An 18,356-nucleotide genomic window follows, 5' to 3' on the forward strand; every position below is an offset into this window, starting at 1 on the left:
GGGAAAAGCAGAAGGGGCGCCAGGCTTGAGCCAGACGGACAGTGCGGCAACGCGCACCCCCGATTCGGCCGCGCCGCCTGCGCCGCTGGCCGATGCCGACGCCGCGGCGCTCGCCAAGGGCGGGCGGACCAATTTTCTCGGCTTCCTCCTGCGCCTCGTCGCGCGGCTGCCCTTCCTCTATTTCGCGGGCCGCTGGTACGGACCGGAGGCGGTCGGGCGCTTCGCCTTCGCCGTGCTCGTCATCGAACTGGTCGCGCAGCTCGCGACGCTCGGGCTCAAGCGCGGGCTCGCCGAACAGCTGAGCGCCCCCGGCGCCGACCATCGCATCGTCGTGTGGGACGGCATGTTCGTCGCCTTCCTCGCCTCGGCGGCGGGCTCGGCAATCCTCTTCGCCTTTCCGCAGCTCATGTTCCCCGCGGGCGACGTCGCGGGCTGGGATCGCTGGATGGCGACGACGGTGTTCGCGATCGCCGGCGCCGACATCGCGCTCGCCGCCTGCGCCTATCGCTACGACATCGGCGCGACGGTGCGCGCGCGCTCGGTCGTCGAGCCGTGGGTGATCAGCTTCGCGGCGTTCGGCTTCGCCTTCTATTCGCTGCGCGACGGGCTGATCCTTTCCTACGCCGCCGCGATGATCGCGACCTTCTTCACCGCGCTCGTTCCGATGGTTCGCCATTATGGCGGGCCCGGCGTCTGGCGGCCGCACCCCGCGCAGCTCATCTCGCTGGCGCGCCGCAACGCGCCGCTCGCCGCCGCCGACGCGATCGAATGGGGCACGCGGCGGCTCGATCTCTTCATCCTCGGCCAGTTCACCTCGCCCGCCATCTACGGCATCTATTACATGGCGCAGCAGGTCGCCTCGCTGCCGCAGAAGCTCAAGACCAGCTTCGAACCGATCCTCGGCCCCGTCATCACCCGCAACCTCGCCGAAAAGCGGCTAGGCGCCGTCGCCGCGCAGGTCAGCCAGGTCGGTTTCTGGATCATCGCCGCGCAGGCCGGGGTCGCGCTCGCGCTCGGCATCCCAGGCGAGGCGGTGATGGGGCTCGTCGGCCCCGAATTCGTCAGCGGCACCACCGCGCTCGCCTTCCTGCTCGCGGCCGAGGTCGTCGCCGCGACCGCTGTGGTCAGCGAGGCGGCGCTGGTCTATGTCGCGCGGCACCGCAACCTGGTGATCAGCCTCGCGACGCTGGCGCTCCAGGCGGCGCTCAGCGTGGCGCTGATCCTCGTCGCCCGGTCGATGGGCCTCGCCCCGATCCACTATGCCGCCGCGGTCGCGCTCGCGCTGATGCTCGCGCTCGGCTTCGCGTCGGTCGCCAAGGCGTGGCTGCTCGCGCGCATCCTGCACGCGCCGGTCAACAGCCTGCGCTGGGCGCTCGTCTGGGCGACCGCGGGCGCGGCAATCCTCGGCTGGGGGGCGACCAAGCTGCCAGAGTGGGCCGAACTGCTGTTCGGCATCCCTTTCATCCTCGGCATCTACGGCTGGCTGATCTGGACGCGCGGCTTCGGCCCCGCCGACCGCGCGCTGTTCCGCAAGCACCCCGAGCCGGCGGAAGCGCCCGCCGGCTGAATCTGCCGCGCCCTCGGCTTATGCCAGGCGTTCGGCGACCTTTGCCTTGAGGTCGGTCTGCGCGCGCGGGCCGACCTGCGCGATGATCTCGCGCGCGCAGACCGCGCCCATCGTCAGGCAGTCGGCGACCGGCCGGCCCCCGGCATGGCCGGCGAGGAAACCCGCGGCGAACAGGTCGCCGGCGCCGGTGGTGTCGACCACCGCGTCGATCGGTTCCGCCTTCACCTCGGTGCGCGCGCCGCCGGTCAGCGCGATCGCGCCCTTTTCGCTGCGCGTCACGACAAGCAGCGGCACCTGCGGCGCGATGCGCGCGACCGCGGCCTCGAAGTCGGTCTCCTCCGCCAGCGCGCAGATCTCGACCTCGTTGGCGAACAGGATGTCGAACAGCCCCTCGGCGATCAGCGCGCGGAAATCCTCGCCGTGGCGGTCGATGATGAAGGCGTCGGACAGGGTGAAGGCGACCTTGCCCCCCGCCGCGCGCGCCACGTCGATCGCGCGCCGCATCGCCGCGCGCGACAGCGGCGGATCCCACAGATAGCCTTCGAGATAGAGGATGTCCGACGCGGCGATCAGCGCCTCGTCGATCATCTCGCGGCCCAGCAGATGGCTGGCGCCGAGGAAGGTGTTCATCGTGCGCTGGCCGTCGGGGGTGACGAGGATCAGGCAGCGCGCGGTCGGCGCCCCGCCCGCCAGCGGCGGCGTGTCGTAGGCGACGCCCAGCGTGCGCAGATCGTGCGTGAAGACGCCGCCGAGCTGGTCGTCGGCGACCTGCCCGATGAAGGCGCACCGGCGCCCGAGCGCCGCCATGCCCGCGAGCGTGTTCGCCGCCGAGCCGCCCGACATCTCGACCGCCGGCCCCATCGCTTCATAAAGGCGCGCGGCCTCCGCGGCGTCGATCAGCCGCATCGATCCCTTGGCCAGGCCCTCGGCGGCGATCAGCGCGTCGTCGGCGCGGGCGATGACGTCGACGATCGCGTTGCCGATCGCAACGACGTCGAAACGGGCGGTGGAGGCCATGGATGATCCTGTCTTGCGGGGAAAACTGCGCGCGCCTTAAGCGGCTGCGCGGCGCAAGGCAAGCGCGGCGCTTGACGCGGCCCGCCGCTCCGCGCCATCGCTGCGCCATGGCCCGCGCCGTCCAAGCCTTTCTGCTCGCGCTCCGCGACCTGCCGAACGCGCGCGTGCTGCGCATCCTCGCGCTCAGCCTCGCCCTGACGCTGCTGCTCTTCGTGGCCGCCGGCGCCGCGATCCTGTTCGCCGCGCGCCGGCTGCTCGATCACGGGCGGTGGCTCGGCGAAAGCGGCACCGACATGGCGAGCGCGCTGCTGGTGCTGCTGCTCGTCGCCGGAAGCTGGCTGCTGTTCCGCGCCGCCGCGATCGTCGTCGTCGGCCTGTTCGCCGACGGGATCGTCGCCGAGGTCGAGGGGCGCCACTATCCCGCCGCCGCGGGGCGCGCGGTGCCGGTCGGCTGGGGCCGCGGCCTCCGCCTCGCGCTCGCCTCGCTCGGCCGGCTGATCGCCGGCAACCTCGTCGCGCTGCCCTTCTACATCCTGCTGCTGGTCACCGGGGTCGGCACGGTGCTGCTCGCGCTCGGCGTCAACGCGCTGCTGCTCGGCCGCGATCTCGAGGCGATGGTGCTCGCACGCCATCCGGACCGGCCGCGCTTCGATCGCGGCGCGCGCTGGACGGCGGGCCTGCTGTCCGCCGCATCTTTCCTGGTCCCCGTCGTCAACCTGTTGGCGCCGATCGCGAGCGCGGCTATGGCCGTCCACCTGCTCCACCTGCCCCGGCGGGCGCCGACCATGAAGGACCGAGGATGATCCGCAGCCACCGCCCGTTCGCCGCCGCCGCGCTCGCCGCCACGCTCTCCGGCTGCGCCGCCACCGCGGTGCCGCGTCCGGCCGCGCCCCCGACGCCGACCGTCTTTCCGCCAAGCACGCCCCGCATCACCCAGAACAACAACCTGGTCGGCCGCGACGCCGACAGCACGATCCGCCTGTTCGGAAAGCCCCGGCTCGACGTCACCGAAGGCGCGGGCCGCAAGCTGCAGTTCGCCGGATCGGCGTGCACGATCGACGTCTATTATTATCCGCCGCGCGTCGGCGCGACGCCGGTCGCCACCCATGTCGACGCGCGCACCCCCGACGGGCGCGACACCAATGTCGACGGCTGCATCGGCGCGCTGCGCCGCTGACGCGTCAGCGTGCGTCCGGTTTTGATCGGATCAGAACCGGCACCCTGGATTCTTGTTTTGCCGTGTTTTCCGGGTCGTCAGGCGGTTCCGCCCGACTTGCCAACACGCCGGTGCGACGTCACGACGCCAGCGCCGCGAGCGCCCACGCCGCCGCCTCGGCAACCACGGGCGAGGCATCGCCGGTCAGTTCGGTCAGGCGCGGGCGAAAGCGCGGGTCGCCGCTGTTGCCCGCCGCGATCGCGGCGTTGCGCACCATGCGGTCGCGCCCGATGCGCTTGATCGGCGATCCCGCGAACACCTGCCGGAACCCCGCATCGTCGAGCGCGAGCAGGTCGGCGAGCGACGGCGCCGCCAGCTCGGCGCGCGGCAGGAAGGCGCGGTGGCGGTGCGCGGTGTCCGCGAACTTGTTCCACGGGCACACCGCGAGGCAATCGTCGCAGCCATAGACGCGGTTGCCGATCGCCCGCCGCAGCGCGACCGGGATCGGCCCGGCATGCTCGATCGTGAGATAGGAGATGCAGCGCCGCGCATCGACGCGATAGGGTGCCGGAAAGGCCTGCGTCGGACAGGCGTCCTGGCAGGCGCGGCAGCGCCCGCAGCGGTCGCGCCCCGGCGCGCCGGGCACGAGCGCCAGCGTCGTATAGATGGCGCCGAGGAACAGCCAGCTGCCATGGTCACGGCTGACCAGATTGCTGTGCTTGCCCTGCCAGCCGAGCCCGGCCGCGGCGGCGAGCGGTTTTTCCATCACCGGCGCGGTGTCGACGAACACCTTGACCTCGGCCCCCGGCACCTCGGCGACCAGCCAGCGCGCGACCGCCTTCAGCGCCTTTTTCACGACGTCATGATAGTCGGTGCCCTGCGCATAGACCGAGATGCGCCCGCGATCGGGATGCGCCGCCAGCGCCAGCGGATCGGCGGCGGGGGCATAGTTCATCCCGAGCGCGATCACCGACCGCACCTCGGGCCACAGGCCGCGCGGCGACCCACGCTGGGCGGCGCGCCCCTCCATCCAGATCATGTCGCCATGGCATCCGTCGGCCAGCCAGGCGTTCAGCCGCGCGGCGGTCTGCGGCGCCGCCCCGGCGTCGGCGATGCCGAACGCCGCGAAGCCGTGCGCGCGCGCGACCGCTTCGAGCCGGTCTTCGAGCCGTCCTTCGGGCGTTGGCAAGGCGTCTGAAACCATTGCGGCCCTATACGACAGCCGACGCGCCATGCCATAGTGTCGCGGCATTGGGATCGGGGACCGGATTTTGAGCGATTGCAGCGTCGAGGCGACCGGCCTCACCAAATATTTCGGCGCGTTCAAGGCCGTCGACGGAGTCGATCTCGCGGTGCCGGCGGGCAGCATCTACGGCGTGCTCGGCCCCAATGGCGCGGGCAAGACGACCAGCCTGCGGATGATGCTGGGCATCATCGATCCCGATGCCGGGGTCAGCCGGCTGCTCGGCGGCCACACGCCGCAATCGGTGCGCCACCGCATCGGCTACCTGCCCGAGGAGCGCGGGCTCTATCCGGGCATGAAGGCGCGCGAAGCCATCGCCTTCATGGGCGCGCTGCGCGGGCTCGACTGGTCCGAAGGGCGCCGCCGCGCCGCCGCCTTCATGGCCGAACTCGGCCTCGAACGCGTGATCGACGAAAAGATCCGCAAGATGTCGAAGGGCATGGCGCAGATGGTCCAGCTCATCGGCTCGATCGTCCATGCGCCCGACCTGATCGTGCTCGACGAGCCTTTCTCCGGTCTCGACCCGGTCAACCAGGAGCGACTCGAAGCGCTGGTGCGGCGCGAGCGGGAGCGCGGCGCGACGATCCTCTTTTCCACCCATGTGATGGCGCATGCCGAGCGGCTGTGCGACCGGATCGCGATCATCGCGCGCGCGCAGCGGCGCTTCGAGGGCAGCGTTGACGATGCGCGCGCGCTGCTGCCGATGCAGGTGCGCTACACCCCGCGCGTCGCGGCCGAGGCATCGGCGATTCGCGCGCTGCTCCCCGCCGCCGCCGAACCGCACGGCGATGCGTGGCATTTTGCGATCGGCGATGCCGACGTCGAACCGCTGCTCGCCCGCATCACCGCGAGCGGGTTCGGGGTGACCGGCCTGTCGATCAGCCGCCCGGCGCTGCACGACGCCTTTGTCCACATCGTCCGCCAGGTCGATGCCGGCTTTCACGCCGACGCGGAGGATGCGGCGATCGAGGAGGCCGCCGCATGACCCCCTTCCTTCGCACGATGACCGTCGTTGCGCGGCGCGACTTTCTGGCGATCGTCGCGACGCCGACCTTCCTGCTCTTCCTGCTCGCGCCGCTGTTCATGCTCGGCATGGGGCTGGCGGGGGGCATGGGCGCGTCGCAGCTTGCCGACAGCGCGCGCGGCACCGGCCGCATCGTCGCGGTGGCGGATGCCGCCGATCTCGAAGCGCTGCGCGCCGCCGATGCGCGCCTGCGCGCCGCGATGCCGCGCCCGCCGGCGACGCTCGAACTGCGCGCCGCCACGCCCGCGAACGCCGACCCGGTCGCGATCGCCCATGAAAAGGGCAGCGATACCTATGCGGTGATGATCGGCGCACTTGCCGCCCCGCATATCGTCGAGCGCGAGGCGGGCGGCAGCGCCGGCCGTTATCTGGCGCTGCTCGCCGGCGAGGCACTGCACAGCCGCGCGGCGGGCCCGCCGCCGCCCGTCACGCCGCGTTTCGAGGCGCTCGCCAGCGGCGGCACCAGCGTCGCGCTGCAGCAATCGATCGGCTTTGCCGCAGTGTTCGTGATCTTCCTCCTGACCCTGCTGCTCGCCGGACAGACGGTGAGTTCGCTGGCCGAGGAAAAGGGCAACAAGGTGATCGAGATCCTCGCCGCCGCAGTGCCGCTCGAAGGCGTGTTTCTCGGCAAGCTGCTCGGCATGCTGGGGGTCGCGATCCTCTTCATCGCCTTCTGGCTGGCGATCGCGGTGGTGGCCGGGCTGATCTATGCGGCCGGGCTCGACCCCGCGGCGCTCTCCGCCGCCGGCGCGGCGCCCGTTCCGGCGCTGGCGACCGCGCCGGCGACCGGCTGGCCCTTCTTCCTCGCCATCGGCTTCGCCTATTTCGTCATGGCCTTCCTGCTGCTCGGCGCGGTGTTCCTGGGGATCGGCTCGCAGGCGGGCACGGTGCGCGAAATCCAGATGCTCAGCCTGCCGATCACCATCTTCCAGGTCGCGATGTTCAGCCTGTCGTCGGCCGGGGCCAGCGCGCCGGGCAGCGGCCTCGCGACCTTCGCGCAGATATTCCCCTTCTCCTCGCCGCTGGCGATGGCGGCGCGGGCGGCGACCGACGAGGCGCGCGGCATCCACCTGCTCGCGCTCGGCTGGCAGGCGCTGTGGGTCGCGCTCGTCGTCTATCTTTCGGTGCGCCTCTTCCGTTCGGGGGTGCTCAGCGGGCGCGGCGACTGGCGATTCTGGAAGCGCCGGCTGCGGTGACTTTAGCGCGACGTGCGTGAAATCTGACACACCCTCTCAGCCGTTCGTGCTGACCCCGGATCGAGTCCGGGGGAAGCACCGTCCTTCTTCTTGCGTCCGCGAAAGAAAGAACGGCCCCCTTCGACTGCCTTGCAGGCGCTCAGGACAGGCTTCGACAAGCTCAGAGCCTGCCCCCGCGAAAGCGGGGGGCAAACGGTTCAGATATAATGCTCTATGGCCGGTGGAGATTCAGTTTTTTTCGCAAAACAAAACCACGTGCTCCCGCGAAGGCGGGAGCCCAGAGCGTATGAAATCAGGGTTTGCGTTCCACCGCACTGGGTCCCCGCCTTCGCGGGGACACGCCCCTATGCGTCCGCAAGCACCCGAACCCCCACAGACCCCGATATGGTGGACTCAAAGTTTTGTCCTCATCGTCCCCCCGGGCTTGACCCGGGGTCCCGCTTTTCCTCCGTCCGTGCGCGAAAGGAAGCGGGATCCCGGGTCAAGCCCGGGATGACGGAATCGATGGGGCAAACGTCAGATTCAGGTAACTAGGGTCTTTCCCCCAGGGTCGTTGACAAAGCTGTAAACAGTGGCATTCTGCAACCCGATCGGCCGCGCGAAGACGGCCGCGAGAGGAGCTGCCCCCATGGCCACCGTGATCCGCGAAGCCCCCGAAACCGTGAATCCGCTCGACGTCTCCCGCGCCGAATTGTGGCGCGAGGATCGCTGGCAGGAACCGATGCGGCGCCTGCGCGCCGAATCGCCGATCCATTATTGCGAGGATTCGAAGTTCGGCCCCTATTGGTCGGTGACGACCTACAAGCCGATCCAGCATGTCGAGGCGCTGCCCAAGATATTCTCCTCCTCGTGGGAATATGGCGGCATCACCGTCGCGGGCGACGGCGTCGAGCATCTGCAGGAGGGCGAGGTCCCGATGCCGATGTTCATCGCGATGGACCCGCCGCAGCATACCGCGCAGCGCCGCACCGTCGCCCCGGCCTTCGGCCCCTCGGAAACCGAGCGCATGCGCGCCGATACGCTGAAGCGCACCAGCGACGTGCTCGATTCGCTTCCGGTCGGCGAGCCGTTCGACTGGGTCGAGAAGCTGTCGATCGAACTGACGACGCAGATGCTCGCGATCCTCTTCGATTTCCCGTGGGAGGAACGCCACAAGCTGACCGCCTGGTCCGACGCGCTGGGCGACATCGAAAGCTTCAACACCGCCGAGGAACGGCAGCAGCGGCTCGCCATCGCCTATGAAATGGGCGCCGCCTTCAAGGAGCTGTGGGACCGCAAGGCACAGAATCCGGGGCAACACGACCTGATCTCGATCATGCTCCAGTCCGACGCGATGAGCCACATGAGCCACGAGGAATTCATGGGCAACCTGATCCTGCTCATCGTCGGCGGCAACGATACGACGCGCAATTCGATGTCGGCCTATGCCTATGGCCTGCACCAGTTCCCCGAGGAACGCGCGAAGCTCGAGGCGAATCACGACCCCGATCTCGCGGTCAATGCGATGCACGAAATCCTGCGCTGGCAGACCCCGCTCGCGCACATGCGCCGCACCGCGACCGAGGATACCGAACTGTTCGGACACCAGATCCGCAAGCGCGACAAGATCGCGCTCTGGTACGCCTCGGCGAATCGCGACGAGAGCGTCTTTCCCGACGGCGACAGAATCATCGTCGATCGCGAGAATGCGCGCCGCCACCTGGCCTTCGGTTACGGCATCCACCGCTGCGTCGGCGCCCGCGTCGCCGAACTTCAGCTCACTGCGCTGATCTCCGAGATGCAGAAGCGGCGCCTGCGCGTCAACGTGCTGGCCGAGCCCGAGCGGGTGAATGCCTGCTTCGTCCACGGCTATCGCCACATGCAGGTCGAACTCGAACGCTACTGAGGGGCGAGGGGCGTTCCGCTTCGCTTCGTCGGGGCGTCAGCGCAGAATGCGGTAGACGCGGAACGTGCTGTGGGACAGCCCCGCCTCATAGGTCAGCCAGGGAATATCTTCTCCGCGCGCGAGCCGCGCCGCAAGACTCCGCGGCATCCCCCGCGCGAAATTCCTGATTTCAGGCAACCGCGTGCAGAGAACGAGCCAACGTGCGCCACTGTCCTGGACGATTGGCCGTGCTGCCGCAGGATCGGACAGAAAGGCGGTGATCACGCGATTCATCGCGACATGGTTGCGGTGGTGGCCTGTCGCAACGACGCTGTGCGGCGTTCCCACCAGGATCGATGGCCCTATGTCGAGCGGTGCGAAGGCCAGCGCCGCCGGTTCCCGCGCGAATGCGGCGAGGGCAGAGGACGAAGGGCAGCCTTTTTCGGCTTCCGTTGCCTTGTCCGCGTTGAGAATCGCTGCATTTTCGGGAGAAATCGCTCCCAACGCCTTATCGACCAGCATCACATCAACAGCCGGGATCGCGGTCAGCGCAACCATCGCGCCCCCCACGCGGGCGAGCGCAGAGCGGCGCGCGCGGCTCCAGTCCCATAGCGCGACTCCCATCGCAGCAAAGACCGGGATCAGATAGGCGTGCGCCGCGGCGCTGGTGCGCAGCACCAGCAGCGACAGAACAGCGCTGCAAGGCAGCACGAACAGCATGCGGTGCCAGTCGGCGGCGCGTTGCGTATCGCGCGCGCGCCGCCACGCCCAGAAGGCGGCGCCTATTCCGACCAATGTCGGCGTCAGGAAAAACGCGGCTACGCCGCCCCTTTGCCGCCAGATCGGCCGCCCCTCCATCACCATGTCGTACCAATAGGATCGCACCAGCGGTTCGAGATCACCGAACGGCCCGTCGAGACACGGCCGGCCGAATATCAGGAAAGCGCCCGCCCCCGCCGCACCCGCGATTGCGAGCAGCAGGGCGCGGCGCTGCCAGCATCGAGTGAAGCCGGGCAGTCGGAAGCCGACGAGCAGCACCAGTGCCGCCGCGGCCACTCCGGTCGCATAGGGCAGCGAGAAGGAATCGCAGTGGACAGCACGAAACGAATCCCGACCGCGAAAGATCAGCAACCACAATGCCGGAAAGACGATCAGCCCCGCTGCCAGCCCCTCAAGCCGCCGCTCTGCCGCCGGATTGCGCAGCCATTCGAGCGAGAACAGCGCGCCGAAGATCGCAAGATAGGGAAAGCCCTCGAGGGAAATCTCGACATGCGCAGCCATCACTAGCGCCGCCGCCAGCCCGCGCCGAAAGGTAGGTTCGCCCAGCGCCAACCACAACATCGCGACCGAAAGCACCAGTTGCCAATTGTGATGGTCGATGCGTAACGGAGCAAAATAATGGAGGAAAGTGACTCCAGTCGCCGTCAGGAACAGACCGGCGATCATCTGCCACCGGTCGCCCAGACGGTCCAGGACGCGCCGCATCAGCAGCAACAGCGGCAGGACCAGCAGGGGTGGATAGAGCGCCACCGCCCATCGTTCCGCCGCCTCCGGGGAAAGAAACAGCCCGAACAGCCAGATCAGCGCCGCGATCTGCACGTCGATGAAACGCGACCAATGCATCATCCCGCCGCCATCTGCGGGGTTGATCCGATACTGGGTGATGTCAAACCAGCTCTGCCCCGCCATCAGGTCGCGGACTTGCGCCAGTCGCAGATAATCGTCGGCGTCGCGCAGGTCGAGCGTGGCGATGCTGTCGCGATAGATGGCAAGGCTGACGGCCACGACCGCGAGCCACAACAGCACTGCGATCCGGTCGGCGACGGGCACGCGCGGCGCTCTGGGCATCATTTCGTCAGGCCGCCGCGAAGACGAGCGTCTTGCGCAGGATATAGGTCACGACAAAGGAGAGGCCGACAGCAATCAGTTTCGACAGCATCGGATCGATGCCCCCCATGTCACCGGCCCAGACAATCGCCACGGTCAGCCCCAGCCCAACGAAGGCCGAGCCGAGGAACAGACCCTTTTGCCGGACACGCTTCATGCCTTCGGTTCGGGCACCCTCTACGAAGACGAGGCGCGAGCTGGTCAGCCAGTGAATGACAATCCCCGCGGCATAGCTTGTCGCCGCAGCCGCCGCGGGCAGCCAGCCCGCCGCCACGAACAGCATGAACAGCCCCATATCGCCTGCCAGCGCAATCGCGCTGGCGCCGATATAGCGCAGAAAAGTCGCCTTCATCAGCCGCTGCGCCACGGGAAGAAGGGGCATCGCCATCATGGCGTCAGGCCGCCCGCGCGGCGCGGACCGGCACGGCACGGACCGAGGCCAGGGCCGCGCCTTCGCCCTCGGCGCCGCTCTCGTGATATTCGGCGTCCTCGTTGACGCCCCAGATGTCGTAGACGCGCGCGCCGGCGGCGATGTTGCGCACCGTCAGCATCGCGGTCATCATCGCATGATCCTGGTTGTTGTAGCGGTGCATGCCGTTGCGCCCGACCATGTGCAGCGTCGGATAGCGCGCCTCCAGCTCGGTGCGCAGCGCCGCGACATGCGCGGCATAATCATCGTCATAGACCGGATAGGCCTTTTCCTGCCGCACCACGACCCCGCCGACGACATCCTCCGCCCTGCACAGGCCGAGGATCGCCATCTCGTCGGTCGCGAGGCGGACGAGATCGGCGTCGCTCGACGACCACAGCCCGTCGCCCTCGAAGCAGAAATATTCGAGGCCGACGCAGGCAAGGTCGGGATCCGGCACCATCTCGGGCGACCAGCTGCGGAAGTTCTGGACCCGGCCCACCCTGACCTTGCTGTCGTGGATATAGATCCAGTTGTCGGGAAACAGGTCCTTCGACCGGATTTTCAGCGCGACGGTCAGGAAGTCGCGATATTTGAGGCTGGGCGCCGCGGTCAGCGCGGCGGCCGGAAGCGGATGGAGACGCGCCGCGAGTTCGCGCAGCGGCGCCGAACTGATCACATGATTGGCGTCGATCACCACATCGCCGTCGGGACCGGTCGCGGTCAAGCGCCAGCGGCCGGTCTTCTGGTCCTGGGAAAGCTGTTTGAGGCCGTGGCCCATCAGCACATGGTTGCCGCCGGCCATCACCTTGTCGCGCGCCGCTTCCCACATCATGCCGGGGCCGAGGCGCGGATAGCGGAAGGTTTCGAGCAGGGTCTTGGCCGCCATGCCGTCATTGGGCGCCTTGCTGAGGCCAAGGCTGCGCTTGAGTCCGTCGAGCACCGCGGCACCGAGGCTGAGCCCCTTGATGCGCTGCGCCGCCCAGTCGGCCGACATCTCGTCGCACGGCATCCCCCACACCTTTTCGGTATAGGTCTTGAAGAAGATCGAATAGAGCTTGTGCCCGAACTGGTTCACCGTCCAGTCTTCGAAGCTGCGCACGGTGCGGTTGGGCAAGAGCTTCGCCTTCGCATAGCTCGCCATGCACAGCGCCGAGCGGACGATGCCGAGGTTGAACAACGCCTCGAAAGCGCGCAGCGGGTAGGAATAATAGCGGCCCTCGTAATAGATGCGGCTCATCCGCGGGCGCTGGATGAAATCGTCGGGCAGAATCTCGTTCCACAGGTCGACGACCTCCTGGGCTTTCGAAAAGAAGCGATGCCCGCCGATATCGAAGCGAAAGCCGTCATGCTCGACGGTGCGGCTGATCCCGCCGACATAGACGGGGTCCTTCTCGATCACCGTCACCCGATAGCCCTGCTTCGTGAGCAGATAGGCGGCGGTCAATCCCGCCGGCCCGGCGCCGATGATCGCGACGTCGGCGCTAGTCGGCCCGTTCTGATTGTCAAGCATCGAAATTCCCCACGCAGCCCATGTTCACCCACCGCTGTGGCGCAGCGGCCCTAAAAACTGGTTAACGGGACGGTAGGATTTGGGGCGTGGCTACCCTATGCCCGTGAAACGGGTTGGTACCCCTCAAGCAGTTGAAGCCTGTTCCCCGGCGAAAGCCGGGGTCCATGCGAAGCGGCGCTGTGCCATCTGGACCCCGGCTTTCGCCGGGGAACAGTTCCTTGCCGGAAACAATCGCCAAACAGGTTCAGGGTGACGCAAAAGAGAAACCACGCCGATATCCGCATTCCATAGGCATGGGTCTGCCCCATCGATAAAGAGCCTCCTCGGCGGTCGAACGCGACGAAATGCGCTGGCCGGACGACGAAGCGAGACGCGATCGGCCGCATGGTGCCGGCGGGTTCAGCCAGGCGCCAGCATCGCGGTTCCAATCTGTCCCGCGGGGACCGACAGGAAAGGACGACCATGTTCTGGATGAAGAAATTCGCCCTGGCGGCGCTGATCGGCGCGAGCGCCGCGACCGCCGTGCCGACCGACGCCGACGCGCGCGACCGCCACCACCGGAGCGGCTATTACGGACATCGCGACAATGATCGCTACCGCGATTACCGGCGCGACTATCGCCGCGATTATAGGCGCGATCATTATCGCGACCGCCGATATTACCGTTCCCGCCATCACTGCCGCAGCGGAGGAACGACGGGGCTGATCATCGGGGGCGCCGCCGGCGCGCTGCTGGGACGCGAGATCGACCGCTATGGCGACCGCACGCCCGGTACGATCATCGGCGCGGCCGGCGGTGCGCTTCTCGGTCGCGAGATCGATCGCAACAGCCGCTGCTGATCCGGGCCAGGCGGGCGGGCGGTGGAGAGCCCACCGATGGCGTCATCGTCATCCCGGGCCTGCCCCGAGGTCCCCGCTTCCTTTCGTGTACGGACGGAAGAAAAGCGGAAGCCCGGGTCAAGCCCGCGATGACGAAATCGATGTGGCGAACTTCAAATTCAGATGATCAGGGCGATCCGTCGCTGGCCTCGCCGTCCGGCGCGGCCGCGCCGGGCCCTGCCAATGCGCGAGGCAGCAGCTTCAGCGCCAATGGGCCGAGCCGCACGCGCGGGGCCGCCCTGTCAGGGGAGGCGAAAATCGCAAAACCGGGGTCGAGACGCAGCGCGGCGGCCGATGTCCGATCGAGCCGGACCGTGTAGCGGCCATAGGGAACCCCTTCGAACAGGAAATAGCCGTCGAACTCGCTGAGCGTCGTCGCGCGCACGCGCCCTTCGGCATCGATCAGTTCGAGGCCCAGCCCCTCGATCGCCTGGCCGCCGTCGCGCAGCGCCATGCCTTCGATCTCCCCCGCCGCGACCATCGGCAGCGTGACGCGCGTGGCAACGCCGGGACGCGGCGTCACGACGATGCCGGGCAGCGCCGACTGGACATAGGGGTCGGGCAGGCTGCCGGCATCGATCCCGATCATCACCGGACGGAAGGGTTCGAGCCCGTCGATCATCGCCTGCCCCGCCGCGTCGGTCGCGGCATCGGCGTGGACCCGGCCCGCGGTCAGCGGCACGCCGGCCATCGCGCTCTCGCCCGGCTGGCGCACCCCGTCGCCATTGTCGTCGAGGAAGATATCGGCGAGCACCTGCCCGCGGCTCGCCAGCTTTTCGCTCGACAGCCGCCAGCCGCCGTCCGGTTTCGGACCGAAGCTGAAAGCGAGCGACAGCGACGCCGCCACCGACCCGTCGCTCGCCACCTCGCCGAACCCCGAAAGCTGGAAACGCCGGAAGCGCCGCGTGTAACCGATCCCGGCCCGCACCCGGTCGTAGCCGCGATCATAGCCGAACTCGCCCCGCCACTCGGCATCGCCCTTGCCCGCCCACTCGCCGATCAGCGCCATGCGCGCGGCGTCGTTGTCGCCCGCCAGCGCCACGCGCGCCTCGCCGCGCAGGCGGATGCGCCCGATCCGGGCGTTGGCGAGCAGGGTCGCGCCGAGATTGTCGGGCGGGTCCGTGCCGAAGGGGTTATGGCTGCGGACCCAGTCGAGTTGGCCGGTCAGGCTGATCGCGCGCAGATTGGCCGAGACGCGCGCGGTCGCCTCGAGACTCGAGACGCCCGTCCAGCGGTCGACCTGCCGCGCATCGACGTGGAGGGGCAGCACCGTCCGCCCCAGCGCCACCGCCTGGTCGAGCGAGAGCTGGTACAGGCCCCTGACGGACCCGGCGAACCGATCCGAGACGAAACCGCCCCACCCGCGCATCGCATCCGCGCGCACATAGGTTTCGCCGAAGGCGGCGAGCCAGCTGGCGCGCGCCGCCGATCCGCCATCCCCGGCATAGGCGCCCGCGACCTCGACCAGCGTCGGGCCGATCGCGCGGCGCAGCGCGACCTCGCCATAGGTCCGTCGGACATTCTCGATCATCAGACTGTGTGCATAGGCGGCGACCGAGGTGCGCGCGTCGAGGCCGCGCTCGAGCCCCAGCGTGCCACGCCAGCCGCGGCGAAAGGTCGCATGATGTCCGCCGAATTCGACGAGGTCGGCGTTTTCCTGCGCAATCCCCGCCCAATACCAGGTCCGCCGCGGCGGAATCGAGTCGATGCCGACCTGCAACTGCTTGATCTCACGCCGAATCTGGCCCTGCGGGCCGTACAATATGATCTCGAAGCGATTCGAGCCATATTGCAGCGGTATATCGAGGAATTCGTAGCGGCCGTCCGCACCGGGGGTCGCAAAGGCGAGCAGCTGGCCGTTGCGGTAGAGCTCCGCATCCCATCCGGCCGGCAGATCGCCGCGAAAATCGGTCCGGTCGAAGCTGTCGGGACGCTCGACCGGACGATTGGTGATCACCGCACCGCGCCCCGGCGCCGATTGCGCGACGAGTCCGGTCGACAGGAGCCCGACGTCGCCAACCGCATAATGGGTCGCCCGGAGCGGTCCGAGCAACCGCCCCTCCGGATCGGTGCGATAGAGGCGCAGGCGGAGGCTGTCGGGAACGCCGCGATTGTCCGACGACAGGCGCGCATCGACGCTGTGCCCGAGCGCCTCGACAGCGGCGAAAACCTCGTAGCGCGCCTGGACGTGCGAGCCGCCCCGCCGGTCGGCGACGGCACCGGCCGAGGCGACGACATCGACCGACGGCGGGGTCCATGCGCGGTACGGGCGGCGCGCCTGCGGCAGGCTCGCGAGATCGAACGACACTTGCGGCCGGAGCGCGGCCGCGCGGGCGCGCCGCTCGGCGGCGAGCTGGAACGGCAGCTTTTCCGCGGCGTCGATGCGCAGCACCGCGTTCGACAGGTCGGCGGCGATCGGCAGGCCGAGCCAGGTGTCGAGGCTCTCCAGATCGACGCACCACCCTGCCGCGGTGTCGCGGATCGCACCCGGAGCGATCCGCAGGCGCTGGCTGCCCGCGCGCACCTCCCCCGCCTCGCGGTCGATGGTCAGCGTGCGCCGCTCGTCGAACACCCAGCCGGTTGCGCGGCGCAACTTGCGATCGATACGCAGCGACAGGTCGAGCGCGAGCACCATGTCGCCGAGATCGACGCAGATCCCCTGTGGCGTCTGATAACCGCGCACGCCGCCGCCGAGCCTGTAGGCGCCCGAGCGCAGGTCGAACAGCCAGCTGTCGTCCTCGTTCGGCACCCAGCCGTCGGACACGGCCGCGACCCCGCCGTCTTCGGCGGCACGCGCCGCGGCGGGCGTGCATCCGACCAGCGCGAGCAGCGCGAGGATCGCCGGCCGCCATCGCGTCAGGGCGCGCGTGAACATGGCTCGATCCGCCGAACCGGCGGCCGGTCCGCCCTATCGCACCACCCGGTCGGCCGCGTCGATCGTCGCGCCGCCGATCTCGCGATCCTCGGTGTAGCGGATATGCACCGAGCCCCGAAGCTGCGCCGCGAGGTCGGGCGGGATGCGCAGCGACACGGTGCGCGCATCGACCTCGGGATAGACGGCGATTCCGCGCGCGACGAGCAGCGGCTGCGGTTCGCCTCGCCGGGTCACCTCGATGTCGCCATAGACCGACCGCGTGCCCGAGCGCGTCAGATCGAATTCGAACGCGGGACCGTCGCGGGTCTCGCCGATCCGGGCATCGCCGATGGTCGCCGATGCCTCCAGATCGCCGATGCGGACGATCACCGGAATGGTGATGCCGTAGATCGGCGTGATCGCGATCGACACGCTTTCGCCCGCCGCCTTCGGCGCGGTCGCGGCGACGCTTTCGGGCACGGCGCGGAACAGCATGTGCGCACGATATTCGCCGGGCGGCGTGCCCTCGGGCACGCGGACGCCGACGCGGATGACCTGCGGCTGGTTCGGCGGCAGGACAACGCGGCGCGGGCTGAAGGCGATCATCGCGAGCGCGGCCTTTTCCGCCGGCGTCGCTTCCGCCTCGGCGATCTCGTCGAGTCCGCCGTCGGCGGCCATTCGCTTGACCTCGAGGCTGATGCGATAGGTCGCGGGCTCGCTGCCGATATTGTTGAGCACGACCTCGGCCCCGCGCGAGCCGTCGAGGATGAGCCGCGTCGGTGCGACGAGCAGGTCGCCCGCCGCAAGAGCGGGCGTCGCGGGCAGCGCGAAGGCCGCCATGAAAAGGCACAGGAATGGCCCGAAAAGGCGCAGCATGGATACGATCCCCACAATCGTTGTCCGGCGCAGTCCCCACCGCACCGTCTGGTCGCATCCGGCTTTGCGCCACGATGGTTGATATTTCGCTAACCATGACGGCCGGGCACGGGCGCGGGTTCGGCGCATGCGGAAAGGGCCACGCGAGGCTGATGCCCCACGCGGCCCTTCGGATCGGCGGCCGCTGGGGGCCGCCTGCAGACGCCGTTACTGGTAGTTGACGGTCACATTATAGGTGCCGGCATAGTCGCCCGACGCCTGGTTGGCGCCGACGTTCAGCGTGCCGCCGACCTGGAAGTTGCCGCCGCTCGCGCCGAGCGTGACCGTGTTCGCCGAATAGGTGAGCGCCGCGGTCATCGTGCCGCTGATCGAGCCGTTGAGCGTCACGCTCGAATCGCCCGATACCGTCACGACGGCGCCGTTCGTGCCCTGAATGTCGAAGCTGCCGGCGGTGCCGGTGCCCGGGCAGGACAGCCCCGAACCGCAGGTCCGCGTCCCCGCGGTCGTCATCGCGACGGTCGAGGCGGTCGAACCGCTGATGATCGTCCCGAAGTCGAGCGGGCTGCCGGCGGTGAGCTGGATCTGGCGAAGGATCTTGGCCTTGGCCTGTCCCGTGGCCGAAGCGGCCTGCGCCGCCTGGGCGTTCATCGCGAGGGCAGCAATAGCGACGCCGGCGAGGGCGCGCTTCATTCCAATGGTGCGCATATGATTTGGTCCCTTGAACAGTCGATAGTCGAATGGAAATCCCACCCCATTCGCCGCCCCCTTTAGCGGATCACCCGTTCAGGCTTTGCTCAACGACCATGGTTAACGGTGCGGAAGGGATTGGCAGCAAACGCGTTGCGCCGCGGCGCTGCACCGTTCACCCGGC

The 18,356-nt window shown here is 68.9% G+C and carries 15 protein-coding genes; 7 read left to right on the forward strand and 8 right to left on the reverse strand.

All coding sequences use genetic code 11. From position 1 onward, the window contains the following. Nucleotides 1-25 precede the first annotated feature (25 nt). Nucleotides 26-1,567 carry a lipopolysaccharide biosynthesis protein gene (locus SGRAN_RS01235; RefSeq protein ID WP_404950391.1) on the forward strand — a complete coding sequence of 514 codons (1,542 nt, stop codon included), beginning with the start codon at nt 26-28 and terminating at the stop codon, nt 1,565-1,567. Nucleotides 1,568-1,585: 18 nt separating this feature from the next. Here SGRAN_RS01235 and SGRAN_RS01240 read toward each other — a convergent pair whose 3' ends face one another. Then, the gene (locus SGRAN_RS01240; RefSeq protein WP_067180006.1) at nt 1,586-2,584 is read right to left on the reverse strand and encodes an adenosine kinase; all 999 of its coding nucleotides are present in this window, start codon (nt 2,582-2,584) and stop codon (nt 1,586-1,588) included. 107 nt (nt 2,585-2,691) lie between these two features. Here SGRAN_RS01240 and SGRAN_RS01245 point away from each other — a divergent pair, with 107 nt between their 5' ends. Beyond that, nucleotides 2,692-3,387, forward strand: a complete 696-nt coding sequence (locus SGRAN_RS01245; RefSeq protein ID WP_067180009.1) for an EI24 domain-containing protein — start codon at nt 2,692-2,694, stop codon at nt 3,385-3,387. Beyond that, nucleotides 3,384-3,761, forward strand: a complete 378-nt coding sequence (locus SGRAN_RS01250) for a hypothetical protein (RefSeq protein WP_067180012.1) — start codon at nt 3,384-3,386, stop codon at nt 3,759-3,761. The genes SGRAN_RS01245 and SGRAN_RS01250 overlap by 4 nt, the downstream gene beginning before the upstream one ends. Nucleotides 3,762-3,879: 118 nt before the next feature. Here the strand turns inward: SGRAN_RS01250 and queG are convergent, their stop codons facing one another. Further along, on the reverse strand, nt 3,880-4,944 hold the full coding sequence (gene queG, locus SGRAN_RS01255) for a tRNA epoxyqueuosine(34) reductase QueG (protein WP_067180015.1): 1,065 nt from the start codon (nt 4,942-4,944) through the stop codon (nt 3,880-3,882). Between the two features lie 67 nt (nt 4,945-5,011). Between queG and SGRAN_RS01260 the strand changes: the two genes are divergently transcribed. The 3 genes from SGRAN_RS01260 to SGRAN_RS01270 all read left to right on the forward strand — a co-directional run bounded on the left by SGRAN_RS01260 (nt 5,012) and on the right by SGRAN_RS01270 (nt 9,088). Then, nucleotides 5,012-5,968 (forward strand): ABC transporter ATP-binding protein, encoded by a 957-nt coding sequence (locus tag SGRAN_RS01260; protein WP_067180018.1) that lies wholly within the window; start codon nt 5,012-5,014, stop codon nt 5,966-5,968. After that, nucleotides 5,965-7,203 (forward strand): ABC transporter permease, encoded by a 1,239-nt coding sequence (locus SGRAN_RS01265; protein ID WP_067180021.1) that lies wholly within the window; start codon nt 5,965-5,967, stop codon nt 7,201-7,203. The genes SGRAN_RS01260 and SGRAN_RS01265 overlap by 4 nt, the downstream gene beginning before the upstream one ends. A gap of 628 nt (nt 7,204-7,831) precedes the next feature. Next, nucleotides 7,832-9,088, forward strand: a complete 1,257-nt coding sequence (locus tag SGRAN_RS01270; RefSeq protein WP_067180023.1) for a cytochrome P450 — start codon at nt 7,832-7,834, stop codon at nt 9,086-9,088. A gap of 36 nt (nt 9,089-9,124) precedes the next feature. Here the strand turns inward: SGRAN_RS01270 and SGRAN_RS01275 are convergent, their stop codons facing one another. The 3 genes from SGRAN_RS01275 to SGRAN_RS01285 are packed head-to-tail and all read right to left on the reverse strand — an operon-like array spanning nt 9,125 to nt 12,876. After that, nucleotides 9,125-10,918, reverse strand: coding sequence for a hypothetical protein (locus SGRAN_RS01275; RefSeq protein ID WP_148650773.1), 1,794 nt, complete (start codon nt 10,916-10,918; stop codon nt 9,125-9,127). A gap of 4 nt (nt 10,919-10,922) precedes the next feature. Beyond that, nucleotides 10,923-11,345 carry a GtrA family protein gene (locus tag SGRAN_RS01280; protein WP_067186785.1) on the reverse strand — a complete coding sequence of 141 codons (423 nt, stop codon included), beginning with the start codon at nt 11,343-11,345 and terminating at the stop codon, nt 10,923-10,925. 4 nt (nt 11,346-11,349) lie between these two features. Further along, nucleotides 11,350-12,876, reverse strand: a complete 1,527-nt coding sequence (locus tag SGRAN_RS01285; RefSeq protein ID WP_067180030.1) for an NAD(P)/FAD-dependent oxidoreductase — start codon at nt 12,874-12,876, stop codon at nt 11,350-11,352. A 471-nt stretch (nt 12,877-13,347) separates the two neighbouring features. Between SGRAN_RS01285 and SGRAN_RS01290 the strand changes: the two genes are divergently transcribed. After that, on the forward strand, nt 13,348-13,716 hold the full coding sequence (locus SGRAN_RS01290; protein WP_148650774.1) for a glycine zipper 2TM domain-containing protein: 369 nt from the start codon (nt 13,348-13,350) through the stop codon (nt 13,714-13,716). A gap of 166 nt (nt 13,717-13,882) precedes the next feature. Here SGRAN_RS01290 and SGRAN_RS01295 read toward each other — a convergent pair whose 3' ends face one another. The 3 genes from SGRAN_RS01295 to SGRAN_RS01305 form a co-directional block, all read right to left on the reverse strand. Then, nucleotides 13,883-16,630 carry an MSCRAMM family protein gene (locus SGRAN_RS01295; protein WP_067180036.1) on the reverse strand — a complete coding sequence of 916 codons (2,748 nt, stop codon included), beginning with the start codon at nt 16,628-16,630 and terminating at the stop codon, nt 13,883-13,885. Nucleotides 16,631-16,663: 33 nt separating this feature from the next. Continuing rightward, a complete protein-coding gene (locus SGRAN_RS01300) occupies nt 16,664-17,485 on the reverse strand; it encodes a fimbrial biogenesis chaperone (protein ID WP_067180039.1) in 822 nt (273 codons plus the stop codon). A 207-nt stretch (nt 17,486-17,692) separates the two neighbouring features. Beyond that, nucleotides 17,693-18,190 (reverse strand): DUF4402 domain-containing protein, encoded by a 498-nt coding sequence (locus tag SGRAN_RS01305; RefSeq protein WP_067180043.1) that lies wholly within the window; start codon nt 18,188-18,190, stop codon nt 17,693-17,695. Nucleotides 18,191-18,356: the final 166 nt, after the last annotated feature.

It is taken from the genome of Sphingopyxis granuli (genome assembly GCF_001559015.1).
Classification (GTDB): domain Bacteria; phylum Pseudomonadota; class Alphaproteobacteria; order Sphingomonadales; family Sphingomonadaceae; genus Sphingopyxis; species Sphingopyxis granuli.